The 16,473-nt window shown below is 66.8% G+C and carries 15 protein-coding genes; 5 read left to right on the forward strand and 10 right to left on the reverse strand.

The window, feature by feature from the left end:
* Nucleotides 1–180: 180 nt before the first annotated feature.
* Entirely contained in the window at nucleotides 181–1,731 is a 1,551-nt protein-coding gene (locus AC1RQC_RS18770; protein ID WP_492376122.1) for a helicase HerA-like C-terminal domain-containing protein, read from the forward strand.
* Between the two features lie 127 nt (nucleotides 1,732–1,858).
* Here the strand turns inward: AC1RQC_RS18770 and AC1RQC_RS18775 are convergent, their stop codons facing one another.
* The 4 genes from AC1RQC_RS18775 to AC1RQC_RS18790 form a co-directional block, all read right to left on the reverse strand.
* Nucleotides 1,859–2,005, reverse strand: a complete 147-nt coding sequence (locus AC1RQC_RS18775) for a DUF3149 domain-containing protein (protein ID WP_006158366.1) — start codon at nucleotides 2,003–2,005, stop codon at nucleotides 1,859–1,861.
* 129 nt (nucleotides 2,006–2,134) lie between these two features.
* Nucleotides 2,135–2,785, reverse strand: coding sequence for a uracil phosphoribosyltransferase (gene upp / locus AC1RQC_RS18780; RefSeq protein WP_043344561.1), 651 nt, complete (start codon nucleotides 2,783–2,785; stop codon nucleotides 2,135–2,137).
* Between the two features lie 114 nt (nucleotides 2,786–2,899).
* Complete coding sequence (locus AC1RQC_RS18785) at nucleotides 2,900–3,838, reverse strand: Bug family tripartite tricarboxylate transporter substrate binding protein (RefSeq protein ID WP_492376128.1); 939 nt, start codon at nucleotides 3,836–3,838, stop codon at nucleotides 2,900–2,902.
* Nucleotides 3,839–4,067: 229 nt separating this feature from the next.
* A complete protein-coding gene (locus AC1RQC_RS18790) occupies nucleotides 4,068–5,222 on the reverse strand; it encodes an acyltransferase family protein (protein WP_492376123.1) in 1,155 nt (384 codons plus the stop codon).
* 352 nt (nucleotides 5,223–5,574) lie between these two features.
* On the opposite strand from AC1RQC_RS18790, the gene AC1RQC_RS18795 reads away from it, so the two are divergent.
* From AC1RQC_RS18795 to AC1RQC_RS18810, 4 genes are all read left to right on the forward strand, one after another.
* Entirely contained in the window at nucleotides 5,575–6,585 is a 1,011-nt protein-coding gene (locus AC1RQC_RS18795; RefSeq protein ID WP_492376129.1) for a DMT family transporter, read from the forward strand.
* Between the two features lies 1 nt (nucleotide 6,586).
* On the forward strand, nucleotides 6,587–7,375 hold the full coding sequence (locus tag AC1RQC_RS18800) for an SDR family oxidoreductase (protein ID WP_043344562.1): 789 nt from the start codon (nucleotides 6,587–6,589) through the stop codon (nucleotides 7,373–7,375).
* A gap of 119 nt (nucleotides 7,376–7,494) precedes the next feature.
* Nucleotides 7,495–7,881 carry a methylglyoxal synthase gene (locus AC1RQC_RS18805; RefSeq protein ID WP_006162443.1) on the forward strand — a complete coding sequence of 129 codons (387 nt, stop codon included), beginning with the start codon at nucleotides 7,495–7,497 and terminating at the stop codon, nucleotides 7,879–7,881.
* A gap of 78 nt (nucleotides 7,882–7,959) precedes the next feature.
* Nucleotides 7,960–8,934 (forward strand): quinone oxidoreductase family protein, encoded by a 975-nt coding sequence (locus AC1RQC_RS18810; RefSeq protein WP_492376124.1) that lies wholly within the window; start codon nucleotides 7,960–7,962, stop codon nucleotides 8,932–8,934.
* Between the two features lie 31 nt (nucleotides 8,935–8,965).
* Here the strand turns inward: AC1RQC_RS18810 and AC1RQC_RS18815 are convergent, their stop codons facing one another.
* The 6 genes from AC1RQC_RS18815 to AC1RQC_RS18840 form a co-directional block, all read right to left on the reverse strand.
* Entirely contained in the window at nucleotides 8,966–9,259 is a 294-nt protein-coding gene (locus tag AC1RQC_RS18815) for a YkvA family protein (protein WP_043344566.1), read from the reverse strand.
* Nucleotides 9,260–9,516: 257 nt separating this feature from the next.
* A complete protein-coding gene (locus AC1RQC_RS18820; protein ID WP_492884300.1) occupies nucleotides 9,517–10,662 on the reverse strand; it encodes a BMP family ABC transporter substrate-binding protein in 1,146 nt (381 codons plus the stop codon).
* Nucleotides 10,663–10,834: 172 nt separating this feature from the next.
* Complete coding sequence (locus AC1RQC_RS18825) at nucleotides 10,835–11,755, reverse strand: ABC transporter permease (RefSeq protein WP_492884302.1); 921 nt, start codon at nucleotides 11,753–11,755, stop codon at nucleotides 10,835–10,837.
* 16 nt (nucleotides 11,756–11,771) lie between these two features.
* Nucleotides 11,772–12,872: an ABC transporter permease gene (locus AC1RQC_RS18830; RefSeq protein WP_492376126.1), complete on the reverse strand. Its 1,101-nt coding sequence runs from the start codon at nucleotides 12,870–12,872 to the stop codon at nucleotides 11,772–11,774.
* Entirely contained in the window at nucleotides 12,865–14,454 is a 1,590-nt protein-coding gene (locus AC1RQC_RS18835) for an ABC transporter ATP-binding protein (protein WP_492809910.1), read from the reverse strand. The genes AC1RQC_RS18830 and AC1RQC_RS18835 overlap by 8 nt, the downstream gene beginning before the upstream one ends.
* Nucleotides 14,455–14,864: 410 nt before the next feature.
* Nucleotides 14,865–15,803: a pirin family protein gene (locus AC1RQC_RS18840; RefSeq protein WP_492809908.1), complete on the reverse strand. Its 939-nt coding sequence runs from the start codon at nucleotides 15,801–15,803 to the stop codon at nucleotides 14,865–14,867.
* Nucleotides 15,804–16,473: the final 670 nt, after the last annotated feature.

Here is a 16,473-nt window from a genome sequence, read left to right on the forward strand (position 1 = left end):
CTCGCTGGCGGCGCGCCGGGTGGTTTATGTGTCTGTGAGCCGGCCTTGGGGGCTGGCATAATCAGCCCAGCATTTTATCACGCGGCCCCGCCGCCGCTGGCCTCCCGATCACGGGAGCCGCCGGGAAGGGCGGGGACGGTCGCGGCGAAAGCGCCGCGCGGCTTGCCAACCAGAGAGACCATGGCCGAACCCATCATCATCGCCAAGAACGCCGAGCTGGAACTTGCCCTGCTGCCCGAGATGGGCAACCGGCACGGCCTGATCACCGGCGCCACCGGCACCGGCAAAACCGTGACCCTGCAAAGCCTGGCCCAGGGTTTCTCCCGGCTGGGCGTGCCGGTCTTCATGGCCGACGTCAAAGGTGATCTGACCGGCATTTCCCAGCCGGGCAAGCTCTCCGACAAGCTCAAGGCCCGGCTGGCCGAGCTCGGCCTGCCCGAGCCGGTGTGGGGCGCCTGCCCCACCACCCTGTGGGATGTGTTCGGGCAAAAGGGCCATCCCGTGCGCGCCACGGTCTCCCATATGGGGCCGCTGCTGCTGTCGCGCATGCTGGAACTCAACGACACCCAGCAGGGCGTGCTCAACCTGGTTTTCCGCATCGCCGACGCCAACGGGCTGCTGCTGCTCGACGCCAAGGACCTGCGCGCCATGCTGCAGTACGTGGGCGACAACGCGGGCCAGTTCACCACCGAATACGGCAATATCTCCGCGGCCTCGATCGGGGCCATCCAGCGCGGGCTGATGGCGCTGGAGTCACAAGGCGCAGACGTGTTCTTCGGCGAACCCATGCTCAACCTGGACGACTTCATCCAGACCGAGAACGGGCAGGGCGTGGTGAATATCCTGGCCGCCGACAAGCTGCTGAATTCGCCCAAGCTCTACGCCACTTTCCTGCTTTGGCTGTTGTCGGAGCTGTTCGAGAAACTGCCCGAGGCGGGCGATCTTGACAAGCCCAAGCTGGTGTTCTTTTTCGACGAGGCGCACCTGCTGTTCAACGACGCGCCCAAGGCCCTGCTCGACAAGATCGAGCAGGTGGTGCGGCTGATCCGCTCCAAGGGCGTTGGCGTGTATTTCGTTACGCAGAATCCTGTCGACATCCCCGATACCGTGCTGGGCCAGCTCGGCAACCGCGTGCAGCACGCGCTGCGCGCCTTCACGCCGCGTGACCAGAAGGCCGTCAAGGTGGCGGCCACCACCATGCGGGCCAAGCCGGGGCTGGACCTGGAAAAGGCCATCGGGGAGCTCGGTGTGGGCGAAGCGCTGGTGTCGTTGTTGGACGCCAAGGGCATCCCCGGCATCACGGAACGCGCCTGGGTGCTGGCGCCCGGCAGCCGGATCGGCCCGATCACCGACGACGAGCGCAAGCAATTGCTGGCGAACTCGCTGGTGGCCGGCACCTATGAGCAGACCATCGATCGCGAGTCGGCCTACGAGAAGCTCAAGGGCCGCGCCGCCGCGCCTGGGTCTGCCCCCGCCGCTGGCGGCGGCGCACCCGCGCCCGCGCCTACGGCTGGCCAGCCCGAAGCGCCGCCCGCGCAGGGCGGCGGCTGGCTGGACCAGGCGGGCGAGATCTTCGGCGGGCTGACCAAGGGCACGGGCAAGACCGGGCGCGGCGATTCCATCCTGGAGTCGATGGCCAAGTCGGCCGCGCGCACGGTGGGCTCGCAGGTCGGGCGCGAGCTGATTCGCGGCGTGCTGGGCAGCTTGCTGGGCTCGGGCAAGAAGAAGTAGGAGGCGCCGGCCGTCGGCCGCTCCGGTGTGCCACGCCCGGCGAGATCGGCGGGCGCGGCGCATAGCCATGGCGTGGTATCGGCCAGCCGGTCCGTCGGCGATAACGCCAGCGGGCGGGACTTGCGTCTTAGCGGCGTTGCGCCGCTGCCTCGTCTTCCCGCATCTTGCGCAGGAACAGCCGGGTGAAGAACCAGCCCATGCCGATGATGAAGGCGATGACGGCCAGGCTCATCAGCCCGGTGGGGGTCGAAAACAGGATCTTCAAGGCTGCCATGTGGGTCTCCCAGGTCAGGCGAGGCACACCGGACGGTGTGCCGCTGCCGATAGTCTAGGGAGCGCCGCGGCCGGCGGGATTGAGGCCGGTCAAGCCGGGCGCAGACAGTGCCCGGCTTGCCAGGAAAACTCAGTTCTTGGTGCCGAACAGCCGGTCGCCCGCGTCGCCGAGACCGGGGATGATGTACGCGTGCTCGTCCAGGTGGCTGTCCAGCGAGGCGACGAACAGTTTCACGCCGGGATGTGCCTTCTGGAATACTTCGACGCCTTCCGGCGCTGCCACCAGCGCCACGAACGTAATCGCATCATCCTTGACGCCGCGGCGCTTGAGCACATCCACCGCATGCGCGGCGGAGTAGCCGGTGGCGACCATCGGGTCGCACAGGATAAAGCTGCGGTCTTCCACGTCGGGCAGGCGCACCAGGTATTCCACCGGGCGGTGCTGGTCGTCGCGGTAGACGCCGATATGGCCGATGCGGGCCGAGGGAATCAGCTCGACCAGGCCGTCGCTCATGCCCACGCCGGCGCGCAGCACCGGCACGATGGTGAGTTTCTTGCCGGCGATCACCGGCGCGTCCAGCTCCACCAAGGGCGTCTCGATGCGGCGCGTGGTCAGCGGCAGGTCGCGCGTGATTTCATAGCCCATCAGCAGCGTGATTTCCCGCAGCAGCTCGCGGAACGTGCGCGTGGAGGTGTCCTTGTCGCGCATATGGGAGAGCTTGTGCTGGATCAGCGGGTGATCGAGGATGTACAGCTTGGGGAAACGCGGATCTTGCTTCATGGCGGGTAGTCGGCAGGAGTGGGCGCGAGGGCCCGTTGCAGCCGGATTGTAATGGATGCGGGGCTGCGCGCCCCCGGCGATCCTCCCGCCGCAAGCGCGCAGCCCCGCCTGCGCTCAATCCACCGAGATGCTGGCGCTCTTGGCGACCTTGCCGAATTTCTCGTACTCGGACAGCGTCAGCGACTGCAGGTCAGCCGCGCTCGAGCCCTTGGGGTTGAAGCCTGCCTGCCCGAGTTTGTCCTTCACGTCCGCATTGCCCAGCGCCGCGATGAAGGCGGCATTGAGTGCCTGCACCACCGGCGCGGGTAGCCCGGCCGGGCCGTACACGCCGAACCACGGCTCGACGGCGTAGCCCGCCAGGCCGGCCTCGGCCAGCGTCGGCACGTTCGGCAGCGCTGGCGAGCGGCTCTTGCCGGCCACCGCCAGCGCGCGCAGCTTGCCGCCCTGGATGTGCGGCAGCGAGGCGGGCAGGTTGTCGAACATCACCTGCACGTGGCCGCCCAGCATGTCGTTGATGGCCGGGCTGCTGCCCTTGTATGGCACATGGGTCAGGCCCGTTTGCGTCATCTGCGCGAACATCGCGCCCGCCAGGTGCATGGACGTGCCGGTGCCCGCGGTGGCGTAGGTCAGGCCGGGATGGGCCTTGGCGTAGCTGACCAGCTCGGCCACATTCTTTACCGGCAGGCTGTTGCTGACTTCCAGCACAATGGTCGAGGTGCCAAGCAGGCTGACCGCGGTGAAATCCTTGCGCGGGTCGAACGGCACGTGCTTGTAGATATGCGGGTTCAACGCATTGGTCGAGATGGCGCCGAAGCCGATGGTGTAGCCGTCAGGCGCGGCCTTGGCGACCGCCTCCATGCCGATATTGCCGCCAGCGCCGGGGCGGTTCTCCACGACCACGGGCTGGCCGAGTTTCTCCGCCACCTTCTGGCCGACCGTGCGCGCCACGAGGTCAGTGGTGCCGCCAGCAGCGTAAGGCACGATGAAGCGGATTGGCTTGACGGGGTAATCGGCTGCGCTGGCGGCCGAGGGCAGCCAGCCGCTTGCGAGCATGGCAACCGCGGCGGCGATCAGCAGCGGGCGGGCGGCGGTCTGCTTTTTGACTGGAACGGGAATGCGCGAGGAAAGAATAGCGAGGGGTGCTGCCGTCATGAATGCTCCTGGTTTTTCTTATGCGGCGCGCGTTTGACGCGCCGACCGGCGAGCTTACGGCAGTTTCAGGCTGGCTGCCAGGGTTGCCAGCCAGGCAGGCTGGCTAGCCAGCCAGGCAACGGCATGGCGGCTAGATATTCTGCCCGCGCTGCGCCGCTGGCAGCGCCGGGTGCCCGAGCAGGCCGCGCACCCGCTGGGTATTGCGTTCGAACACCCAGTAGACGGCAAAGGCGTAGGCATAGCAGCCCAGCAGGATCAGCGCGGCCAGGCCCAGGCTGCCGGCGCTGACAGGCAGGCGGACCTTGACCAGGGTCGCGGCGATGAACAGGGTCAGCGGGAAATGCGTCAGGTAGAGCGAGTACGAAAACCCGGACGCCAACGTAGCCAGGCGCGACAAGCCGGCGTGGCCGATGCGGATGCGGGTCGACAGCACGGCCAGCAACAGCACGAAGAAGCCCAGCGCGACAGCGGCATCGGCGTACGGCTTGTGCTTGGTCAGCGCAATGGCGGCCAGGAACACCAGCAGCGCCGGCAGCACGAGCCACTTGCGCCGCGCGATCGCTGCGATCTGCGCCAGCCGCGCTTCCAGGGCTTGCGCCAGCACGCCCAGCAGCCAGAAGAGGAAGCCTTCGACCAGGCCGTGGAACAGGCCCATCGTGACCAGCACCGCCAATACGCACAGCAACGCCTGCGGCGTGCGGCGCAGGTGCCAGGCACCGTATAGCGCAGGGAACCAGAGGTAGTACCAGAATTCGTTGGCCAGGCTCCACAACGGCCCGTTGGAGCCATAGGTATCGCAGGCAAGGGTTTGCAGGAACGCCGCGTTGCAAACCAATCCCGCGACGCCGAGGTTATGCGAGATATCGATCTGCTGGGCCGCGTTGCCCTCGGTGCCCTGGTAGAACGGCCCCCACGCCAAGTGGATCCCGGCACTGTCCCAGAACAGACCGAGCAGCAGCGCGGGCAGCAGTACGATCCATAGCCGCGTCATGCGGTCGGCCAGATAACTGCGCCAGGACCAGTCGCCACGCGTCATCTTGCGGCGCACGGTGCCGCCTACCAGGTAGCCCGAGAGCAGGAAGAACACGATTACGCATTCGTGGCCGACGCTGCACAGCGCATAGAACAACTGCAGCGCCACGCCGGCCGCGCCGCCATGCGGCCCGCTCGCCGCATAGTCGACGATGACCAGCGCGCGGACATGGCCAAGGCAGACCAGGCCCGCGGCCAGCGCCCGGATCAGGTCCAGCACATCGTATTGCTTGCTTCGGTCCGTGCCATCCACGACCAGTCTCCCGGTTCCGGCTCGCCAGGGCTGCGGTTGGCACAAGGCGGCACGCAGCGCGGGACTCTCCTTGGCAGAGCTTAGCCGGGCGGCTACGGCGTGAAGGTGCGCCGTCCCACATAGCGAAAGCCGAGGCACGGGAAGCAGGCACCGCCGCCATTGGCACTGCATGGGTTTGGCCACGCGGGTTGGGGTACGCCGCCCAACACCTGTGCGCAGCACAATGTGCCTCGGATGCAGTTGCCTCTTTTCGAATACAATGGCTCGCGTCCCTGGCGGGCCGCCCGCGTCCAGCGGCGCGCGGCCCCACTATCTGGCTTCTCCCTTGTCTGCATCCCAACTTTCCCGCACCGTGCCTGCCGCCGAGCCGGCAGCGCAGCGCGCCGGCCTGGCCGTGGCTGCCGTCGGCGCCATCCTTTTTTCCGGCAAGGCGATCGTCGCCAAGCTGATGTACCGCTACCAGGTCGATGCGGTCATGGTCATCAGCCTGCGCATGCTGTTTGCCGTGCCGCTGTTCATGGCGATCGGCTGGTGGCAGTCGCGGCGCCTGCCGGCGCTGTCCTGGGCTGATCGCGGCCGCATCGTGTTCCTCGGCATCATCGGCTACTACCTGTCCAGCTTCCTCGACTTTCTCGGCCTGCAATACATCACGGCCGGGCTCGAGCGGCTGATCCTGTTCCTCACGCCGTCCTTCGTGCTGCTGGCCAGCGCCGTGCTGTTCAAGCGGCGCATCAGCTTGCGGCAGTGGCTGTCCCTGGCGCTGGCCTATATAGGCATCGTGCTGGTTTTCGCGCATGATCTCGACGTGAGCGGCGGCCAGGTGTGGCTCGGTGCCGCGCTGGTGCTCGGCAGCGCACTGACCTACGGCATCTACCTGATCGCGTCAGGCGAATTGGTGCAGCGCATCGGTTCGTTGCGGCTGGTGGCCTATGCGATGTGCGTTTCCACCGCGTGCTGCGTGGTGCAATATCTGGTGCTGCGCCGCCCGCTGTCGGAGCTGCTGCAGCCAGCCCCCGTGATGTGGCTTTCGCTAGTCAATTCTGTGTTTTGCACGGTGCTGCCGGTGTCGCTGACGATGGTGGCGGTGGCGCGCATCGGCGCGCCGATGGCTTCGCAGGCGGGTATGCTCGGACCGGTATCCACCCTGTTCCTGGGCTTCTGGCTGCTGGGCGAGCCGATCACCGGCGTGCAGCTCGCCGGCAGCGCGCTGGTGATGGGCGGGATATATTTGCTGTCGGCGCGCAAGGTGGTCAAGAGCGGGGCCGCGGGCAAGGCCCAGGCTGCTCGTCGCGGCGGCAAGGCGATGGATACGCTGGATAACAAGCAGGCGGGTGGCCGCCTCGATGACACAAGGAGTCGATGAGATGGATCTAGGATTGCGCGGCAAGCATGCGCTGGTGTGTGGCGCCAGCAAGGGCCTCGGTTTTGCCTGCGCCGACGCGCTGGCTGCCGAAGGCGTGGATGTGGTGATCGTGGCGCGCGGCGCCGAGGCGCTGGAAAAAGCCGCGGCGGACCTGCGCGCGCGCCACGGCCGGCGCGTGATGGCGGTCGCCACCGACATCACGACCCCGGCGGGGCGAAAGCTGGCGCTGGAAGCCGTCGCCAAGCTGGGCGACCTGGACATCCTGGTCAACAATGCCGGCGGCCCGCCTCCGGGCAATTTCCGCGACTGGGACCGCGATGCCTGGCTGGCAGCGATCGACGCCAACATGCTGACCCCGATCGAGCTGATCAAGGCCACGGTGGACGGCATGATCGCGCGCAAATGGGGCCGCATCGTCAACATCACCAGCGGCGCCGTGAAGGCGCCGATCGATGTGCTCGGCCTGTCCAACGGCGCGCGCTCGGGCCTGACCGGCTTTGTCGCCGGCCTGGCGCGCGAAGTGGCGCAGCACGGCGTGACGGTGAACAACCTGCTGCCCGGCCCGTTCAATACGGATCGCCTCTACAAGACCATGGAAGGCGGCGCCAGGCAGGCTGGCCTGTCGATCGAGGAAGTCTCGAAGCGCCGCGCCGCGCAGAACCCGAGCCGCCGCTTTGGCGAGCCGGCCGAGTTCGGCGCCACCTGCGCCTTCCTGTGCAGCCGCCACGCCGCTTACATGACCGGGCAGAACGTGCTCCTCGACGGCGGCGCTTACCCCGGCACGTTCTAAGCCGCTGCCGCACCCAACCCGCGACGCGCGCGCGGCCTGGCGGCCGTGCCGGCGCCGCGGGCGTTTTCCGGCCGGGCCATGCCGGCCCGGTTTTTCCCTGATTGGCCAGGATGATGCCGATGACTCCCCCTCGTATTGCGCTGATTGCGCACGACCACAAGAAAGATGACATCGTGGCTTTTGCTGGCCGCCATCGCGATTTCCTGTCACGTTGCGAACTGCTCGCCACCGGTACCACGGGTGGCCGCCTGAGCGACGAAATCGGGCTGACGGTGACGCGCATGCTCTCCGGCCCCTGGGGCGGCGACCTGCAGATTGGCGCGCAACTGGCCGAAGGCCGCGTGGGCGTGGTGATTTTCCTGCGCGACCCCATGACGCCGCAGCCGCACGAGCCCGATATCAATGCCCTGGTGCGCGCCTGCGACGTGCACAACGTGCCCTGTGCCACCAATGTGGCCACCGCGGATCTGCTGATCGCGGAGCTGCGGCGCCTGTATCCGGAGTAAGCGGCTTCGGCCCGAGGCATTGCCGCCCCCACACATACCCACCGTACCAACACGCATCAACAGGACAAGGAGAGAGACATGAGCAAAGCCATCCGCATTTTCGAGACCGGCGGCCCGGAGGTGATGCAGTGGGTTGACGTCGAGGTGGGGGATCCCGGCCCCGGCGAGGTGCGCGTGCGGCACGAGGCGGTCGGCCTCAACTACATCGACGTGTATTTCCGCACCGGGCTGTACAAGCAGCCGCTGCCGGGTGGCCTCGGCATGGAAGGCGCCGGCGTGGTGGAGGCGGTTGGCGCCGGCGTGGGGCACCTGAACGTGGGCGACCGTGTTGCTTATGCCGGCCGTCCCACGGGCGCCTATGCGCAGGTGCGGGTCATGCCGGCCGATATCGTGGTGCGCCTGCCGGACGCCATCTCGTTCGAGCAGGGCGCGGCGATGATGCTGCAGGGCCTGACCACGCAGTACCTGCTGCGCGACAGCTACCGCGTGCAGGCAGGAGATACCGTGCTGCTGCACGCCGCCGCGGGTGGTGTTGGCCTGATTGCCAGCCAGTGGCTCAAGGCGCTGGGCGCCACCGTGATCGGCACCGCCGGCAGCGATGAAAAAGCCGCGCTGGCGCGCGCGCATGGGTGCGATCACACCATCGTCTACACGCGTGAATCCTTCGTCGACAAGGTCAAGGAAATCACCGGCGGCAAGGGCGTCGCCGCGGTCTACGACTCGGTCGGCAAGGACACTTTCAACGGCTCGCTGGATTGCCTGAAACCGCGCGGCACCATGGTGGTGTTCGGCAATGCATCCGGCCCGGTGCCGCCGTTCGATCTGTCCGTGCTGGGCAACAAGGGCTCGCTGCGCATCACGCGGCCAACGCTGATGACCTATGTGGTCCATCGCGAATTGCTGGAGCCGATGGCGGCCGAGCTATTCGAGATGGTGACCAGCGGCCGTGTGAAGATTGAAGTCCGCCAACGCTACGCGCTGGCGGATGTGGCGCAGGCGCATCGCGATCTGGAAGGCCGCAAGACCACTGGCACGACCGTCCTGCTGCCCTGAAGCGCAAGCCTGGTGCGAGCCGCCTGGCCTGCTAGCGGGCTCGCACTGTCTGGGCGCCGGCGCGCGCCTCGGCCTGCCGCAGCACGTGCGCGGGCAGGCGCCTGAGGATGAAGTGCACCGCCAGCGGGATCAGCACCACGTCGTCCATCAGGCCCAGGCCGGGGATGAAGTCGGGAATCAGGTCAATGGGCGAAATGGCGTACAGCACCAGGCCTAACGCGGCCGGCTTCAACCAGCGCGGGGCGTCGGGATGGCGCAGCGCGTACCACAGCAGGCGGCCGTCGCGCCGCACCAGGGTCCACAGTGCCGAAAATCGTTTCCACATGAGAGGCCTCCTTCACTTTTCACAAACGCCAAGCGGCGTGGCCGATTGCGCCACTCGCAGATAGCTTGGGCCAATCTTCGGCGCTTCAAGTTCCGCGGGGCGTTCAGGTGGGGGAGGGGTGAGCCGAAGGACATCCAGTGACGGACATCCAGTGAAGGACGTGCAGGGCAGGTGGCGGGGCGCGGGAAGCGCCACGCCACCGTGCCGGCAGCGCTGCGAGCGCAGGCTGCCGGCAACCGCTAAACCGGCGCTGGCGATCAGCCCGGGATCTTGCCTTCCACGCCTTCGACATAGAACTTGATGCCGTGCAGGAAGCCGTCGTCGGCTGCCTGGTCCTTGGCCAGTTGTTCCTTGCCGGTGTTGTCCTTGAGCGGACCCTTCCAGATCGGAGCCGAGCCGTCGGCGATGCCCTTCTTGCGCTCTTCCACCAGTGCCTTGACGTCATCCGGCACCACGGCGTTGAAGCCCTTCAGGTCGATCATGCCTTCCTTGACGCCCCACCACGTGGTGCCGTTCTTCCACTGGTTAGCCAGCACGTCGCCGACCACCTTGTTGTAGTACACGCCCCACGAGATCACCGAGGCGGCCAGGTGGGCCTTCTCGCCGAACTTGCTCATGTCGCTGTCCCAGCCGAATGCGTACACGCCCTTTTCCTGCGCGGTCTGCACCACGGCGGCGGAGTCGGTGTTCTGCATCAGCATGTCCACGCCCTGGCCGATCAGCGTGGTCGCGGCTTCGCGCTCCTTGCCCGGATCGAACCACTTGTTCACCCACACCACCTTGACGGTGGCCTTGGGGTTGACGCTGCGCGCGCCGATGGTGAACGAGTCGATGTTGCGGATCACCTCGGGGATGGGCACCGATGCCACCACGCCCATCTTGCCGGTCTTGCTCATCTTGCCGGCGACCACACCAGCCAGGTAAGCGCCTTCATAGGTGCGCACGTCGTACTGGGCCAGGTTGTCGGCGGTCTTGAAACCGGTGGCGTGCTCGAACTTCACGTCCGGGAATTCCTTGGCGACCTTGAGCATCGATTCCATGTAACCGAAGCTGGTGCCGAAGATGACCTTGTTGCCTTGCGCGGCGAGATCGCGGAACACGCGTTCTGCATCGGCGGCGGATTCGGGCACGTTCTCGACGAAGGACGTCTTCACCTTGTCGCCGTATTTTTCTTCCATGGCCTTGCGCCCGGCGTCATGGGCGTAGGTCCAGCCGGCATCGCCGACCGGGCCGATGTAGACGAAGGCGACCTTGAGCGGCTCGGCCTTTTGCTCGGCAGCGGGAGCGGAGGCCGGAGCCGCGCTTTCCGCCGGCTTTTCGGCTTCTTTCTTGCCGCAGCCCGCGAGAGCCAGCACGGCGGTGGCAGCCAGTGCGGCAAGGGTTTTCCTGCGCGTGACGATCATGATTTCTCCTTGTAATGACCGGGGTACTGAGTACCGATGTTTTGATTAAGGTTGCAACTGTGGCTCTGAACAACGAGGGATTGAAGCCTGAAGTCTCTGACGGACTTTATAAAAGCGAAACAAAAACGGAAAACACGGCGCAGCGCCGGGAGAGGCGCGGCGGCGGGATCGGTCAGGCGGCACCCGGGCGGAACGGCTTGCCCAGCGAGGCCGGCATGTTCAGGCGGATCCACGCCGGGTTGCGCGAGATCAGCGCCAGCACGACGATGGTCGCGGCATAGGGCAGCATCGACAGGATCTGCGACGGCACCGATACGCCAATGCCCTGCAGGTAGAACTGCAGGATGGTGACGCCGCCAAACAGCCAGGCTCCGGCCCAGACGCGGCCCGGGCGCCAGGTGGCGAAGGTGGTCAGCGCCAGCGCGATCCAGCCACGGCCGGCCACCAGGTTTTCCACCCACATCGGCGTGTACACCAACGACAGGTAGGCACCGGCCAGCCCGCAGCAGGCGCCGCCGAACAGCAGCGCGCCAAAGCGGATCAGGCGCACCGGATAGCCCAGCGCATGCGCGGATTCCGGCGATTCGCCGATCGCGCGCAGCGTCAGCCCTGCGCGCGTGCGAAACAGGAACCACATGATGGCGCAGCACAGTAACAGGCTGAAATACACCATCCAGTGCTGCTGGAAGAAGGCCGGCCCGAAGAAGGGAATATCGGCCAGGAAGGGAATCGACTTGGCCTGCGACGGCATGGCGAAGCCGACGAAGCGCTGACCCATGAATGCCGACAGCCCGGTGCCGAAGATCGACAGCGCGAGGCCGGTGGCGACCTGGTTGGTGGCCAGCACCAGCGCCAGCCACGAGAAAAGCGTGGCCATCAGCATGCCAGCCAGCGCGCCGGCGGCAAAGCCGATCAGCGGCGACTGGGTCTGGTAGCCGACCATGAAGCCGAACGCGGCGGCGACCAGCATCATGCCTTCGGCGCCCAGGTTGAGCACGCCAGCGCGTTCGTTGATGAGCAAGCCAAGCGCCGCCAGCAGCAACGGCGTGCCGGCGTTGATCGCGGTGGCGATAAGAGGGGCGAGTTGTTCCATGTCTTGGGGGTTCCGCTCAGGCGGCCTTGGCGCGCCAGCGCAGGCGGTTGTCGATCAGCGTATCGCTGGCCAGCAGGAAGAACAGCAGCATGCCCTGGAACACCGAGCCCAGCGCCGAAGGCAGGCCCAGGCGCGACTGAGCCATTTCGCCGCCGATATAGAACAGCGACATGACGATGCCGCCGAACACGGTGCCCACCGGATGCAGGCGGCCCACGAAGGCCACGATGATCGCGGTGAAGCCGTAGCCGGGTGAGATCGAGGGCAGCAACTGGCCGATCGGGCCCGTGACTTCGAACGCGCCCGCCAGGCCGGCGGTGCCGCCGGAGATCATCAGCGCGCTCCACAGCGAACGGCGCGCCGAGAAGCCGGCATAGCGCGCCGCCGCCGGGGCGGTGCCGCCCACCTGCAGGCGGTAGCCCGCGAAGCTGCGGAAGATGAAGACGGTCATCAGCACCACCAGCACCAGCATCACCACAAAGCCCGCGTGCAGGCGCGAGCCCGACATCAGGTTAGGCAGCAGGAACTCGGAGGAGAACACCTTGGACTGCGGGAAGTTCATGCCGTTGGGATCCTTCAGCGGCCCGTTGACCACGTACAGCATCAACTGCTGCGCGATATAGGTCAGCATCAGCGACACCAGGATCTCGTTGGCGTTGAACTTGTCCTTGAGCGCGGCGGTGAGCGACGCCCAGAACATGCCGCCGACCACGCCGGCCAGCGAGGCCAGCACCAGCACCACGGTGCCGTTCACGCCATTGCCCGGCACATCGAAGTGCAACACGGTGGCGCCGGCGAAGATGCCGCCGACGATGAGCTGGCCATCCGCGCCGATGTTCCAGATATTGGCGCGATAGCACACTGAAAGCCCAAGCGCGCACAGTACCAGCGGCACGGTCTTGAGCAGCACCTCGCCGATGGCGCGGCGGTCCTTGAGCGGGTCGACCAGGAACACCTTGAGCGCGGCTACCGGATCCTTGCCGAGCAGCAGGAACAGCAGCGCGCCGAAGGCCAGCGTCAAGGCCAGCGCGATGAAGGGCGAGGCATAGGCCATGCGGCGCGAGGGCAGCCCGCGCGGTGCCAGCGACAGCGGTGAGCGAAGGAGGAAATCAGCCATGGTGCACGGCCTCCTCTTGTTCGCGCCGGCCGCCTGGCCCACCTTCCCAAAGACCGCTCATCCACAGGCCCACCTGCTCTCGCGTGGCGTCCTGGGTTGGAATCGACGGCGACAACCGGCCCTTGGCGATCACGTGCAGGCGATCGCAGATGGCGAACAGTTCGTCCAGTTCTTCCGACACCACCAGCAAGGCGCAGCCGGTGGCCTTGAGCGCCAGCAGCTCGTTGTGGATCTGCGCCGCGGCGCCCACATCCACGCCCCAGGTCGGCTGGGCCACAATCAGTACCTTCGGGCCGCTTTCGATCTCGCGGCCGACGATGAATTTCTGCAGGTTGCCGCCCGACAGGCTCTTGGCCAGCGCGTGCGGCCCGCTGGCCTTCACGCGGAAGCGCCCGATCACGGCTTGCGCGAGGCCGGCGGCGGCCTTGGGCGAAATCATGCCGCGCCGCACATAGGGTGCGGACTGGTGCGAAAGCAGGATATTTGCGGCCAGGCTCATGCCCGGCACGGCGCCACGGCCGAGGCGTTCCTCGGGCACGAAGGCTAGCCCGGCACGGCGCCGCTGGCGCGCGTCCAGCTTGCCCACCGGTTTGTTGTCCAGCGTGATGGCATCGCGCGCGGCGCGCACATCCTCTCCCGACAGCGCCGCCAGCAATTCCTGCTGGCCGTTGCCGGACACGCCGGCGATGCCAACGATCTCGCCGGCGCGCAGGTCCAGCGAGATGCCGGCAAGTTCCGTCGCGAACGCATGCGAGCGCGGCAGCGAGAGTCCGCGCACCGCCAGCCGGCAGGCGCCGGGCTCGGTCTGCACGCGCGCCTCGCGCGGCGGCTCGCCGCCGATCATCAGGCGCGACAGCGAGGCCGCGCTTTCCTGGCGCGGATCGCACACGCCGGTGACACGACCCATGCGCATCACCGTGGCGCTATGGCAAAGCTCGCGGATCTCGTCGAGCTTGTGGCTGATGTAGAGGATGCTGGTACCTTCCGCCGCGAGCTGGCGCAGCGTGATGAAGAGGGTCTGCACCGCTTGCGGCGTCAGCACGGAAGTTGGCTCGTCCAGGATCAGCAGTTGCGGCTTGGCCAGCAGCGCCCGCACGATTTCCACGCGCTGGCGCTCGCCGACCGACAAGGTGTGCACATGGCGGTTCGGCTCCAGCGGCAGGCCATAGCGCTGGGCGGTCTCGCGGATCTGGTCGGCCAGCTGCTTCATATTGGTGCCCGCATGCGGGCTGCCGGCGGCCGTTTTGCTGCTCCGGGGCAGGCCAAGGGCGATGTTCTCGGTCACTGTCAGCGTATCGAACAGCGAAAAGTGCTGGAACACCATCGCGATGCCCAGGTTTCGTGCGTCGTGCGGATTGTGGATCGCGGCGCGTGCACCGTTGAAGTGCATGTCGCCGGCGTCCGGCTTGACCGCGCCGAAGATGATTTTCATCAGGGTGGACTTGCCGGCGCCGTTCTCGCCGAGCACGGCGTGGATTTCGCCGGGGGCGACGACGAGGGACACGTCGTCGTTGGCGGTCACGCCGGGGTAGCGCTTGCTGATATGGGCAAGCGCCAGCCTTGGGGTTGTGCTTAAGGTCACTGAGGCGGCTCGAGTTGTTATGGCAGCAACGTGGATCAATGTTCGTTATGTATCGGGCAGCACCTGCGGCAGTGCGTGGGGCAGGATCGCCGTTACGCATTGCAGCAACCATCACTGGGCGGTGATGCCGTTTATTAACCGTGGATTATATAAGTGTGTGGGGTTCGGACGACTTGGTCAGGCCAGTATTCTCGGCCCCACAACGGATACAGGCAGGTTGCAAGTCGCATGCCGGGCGATTTGGGCGGGGGCGCGGACGGCCGGGCGGCCGACGGCGGCCTGCACGGCCGATTGGCGGGAAGGGGGGGGCGGAACGGAAAAAAGGGGCGGATTGGCGGCCAGAGCAGAGCGCCTCGGCCTACACCGGAACGGCGGCGGCGCGATGCCGCCCCCGGGTGCTTCACAGCATGTCAGGCGCCGTGGCTGACCGCGATCTGGTTGAAGCGGCCTTCTCGGAAATCGGCCAGGGTCTGGTAGATCTCCTCCTGGGTGTTCATCACGAACGGCCCATATTGCGCGATCGGCTCGCCCAGCGGCTTGCCCGCGATCAGCAGGAAGCGCGCATCGGCCGTGGCCGTGACATTGACCCCGTCAGCGCCGGCGGCGTTGTCCAGCACGCCCATGCGCTGCGCTTCCAGCACCGCGGCGTTGCTGCCCGCGCCGACCGCGATCTCGCCGCGATAGGTGTACAGGAAGGCGTTATGCCCTTGCGGCAGCGCTTGCGAGAAGGTCTGCCCCGCCGGCAGCGAGACGTCCAGGTAGAGCGGCTCCGTGACCGGGCGCGTGACCGCGCCAGCCACCCCGTGCGAGGCGCCCGCCAGCACGCGCACCGTGGCGCCGCCCGGCAGCGCTACCGTGGGCACGGCGGCGGCCGGCAGGTCGCGGTACCAGGGCGCCGTCATCTTGTCCGCGGCGGGCAGGTTCAGCCACAGCTGGAATCCTTCCATGCGGCCGTCTTCCTGCTCGGGCATCTCCGAGTGCACCACGCCGGCGCCGGCCACCATCCACTGGGCGCCACCGTTTTCCAGCAGGCCCTCGTTGCCGGCGCTGTCGCGATGGCGCATACGGCCGGCCAGCATATAGGTGATGGTCTCGAAGCCGCGGTGCGGGTGGTCGGGGAAACCGCCGATATAGTCGTCGCGGCTATCGGTGCCAAACGCGTCCAGCATCAGGAACGGGTCCAGGCGGCGCTGCAGGTTCTGCGTGAGCACGCGGGTGAGCTTGACGCCGGCGCCGTCCGAGGTGGCGATGCCGCGCACCACGCGGTCGACCGCGCGCGAGCGCTGCACGGTTTCCGTGGCGGTGGCCGGGACGGTGGGGGCGGTAGGGATGGCAGTGCGTTGTTCCATGATCGATCTCCTGTTGGCTGGGGATGGCGGCAATGGCGCGCGGCCCCAAAGGCTACCCTCGTAATTTAAGGGTTTGGGCCAGAACCGGTAGAGGCCATCCGGGCAAAAGATTGTTCTGCCCATGGTACGGCTGATCCCTTGTGATGCTTCAATTCTGGAACAACGCGAGTGGCGCCGGGATGCCGGGCGAAGCCTGATAAATACGGCCAGAAAGTGGCGCGAAAGCGCGGGGAAGGCGTAAAGATGACAAGATCGCTGTAGTTGGGTATAATAGCGCTCTCGTTGTCATCCGATGCTGCGTAATCAAGTCGGGTTGGCAGGGTCCGGGCAGGCGTTTTTGAGTGCCGCCCCAACTCCTTGCTTGCCCAAGCGTGGCACCGGCCGATTGATCCGGCGGCGCGTCGGAACCACCAAATTTGCGCTGCCACTGGCCTCCCGTTCCTGCATCTCGCAGCGGGTTGCGCCGCTCCCGGGACTCCCGCCCTTACCGGCACGGTGTCCTTTCAATTGGGTTTCCCGCTCTCCAGCGTGAAACCCGGCGCCCGTCCACCGGCTCATCTGCCGGTCATGGCGGGCAAGGCAATCTAGTCAGGGCCGGCGGACCCCCATTTGCACCCGCCTGAGCCCACTTTGTTCGTCCGTCAATCCGGATGTGGTTTCTCGTGCCCAC

It is taken from the genome of Cupriavidus sp. GW822-FHT03E04, from assembly GCF_058801495.1.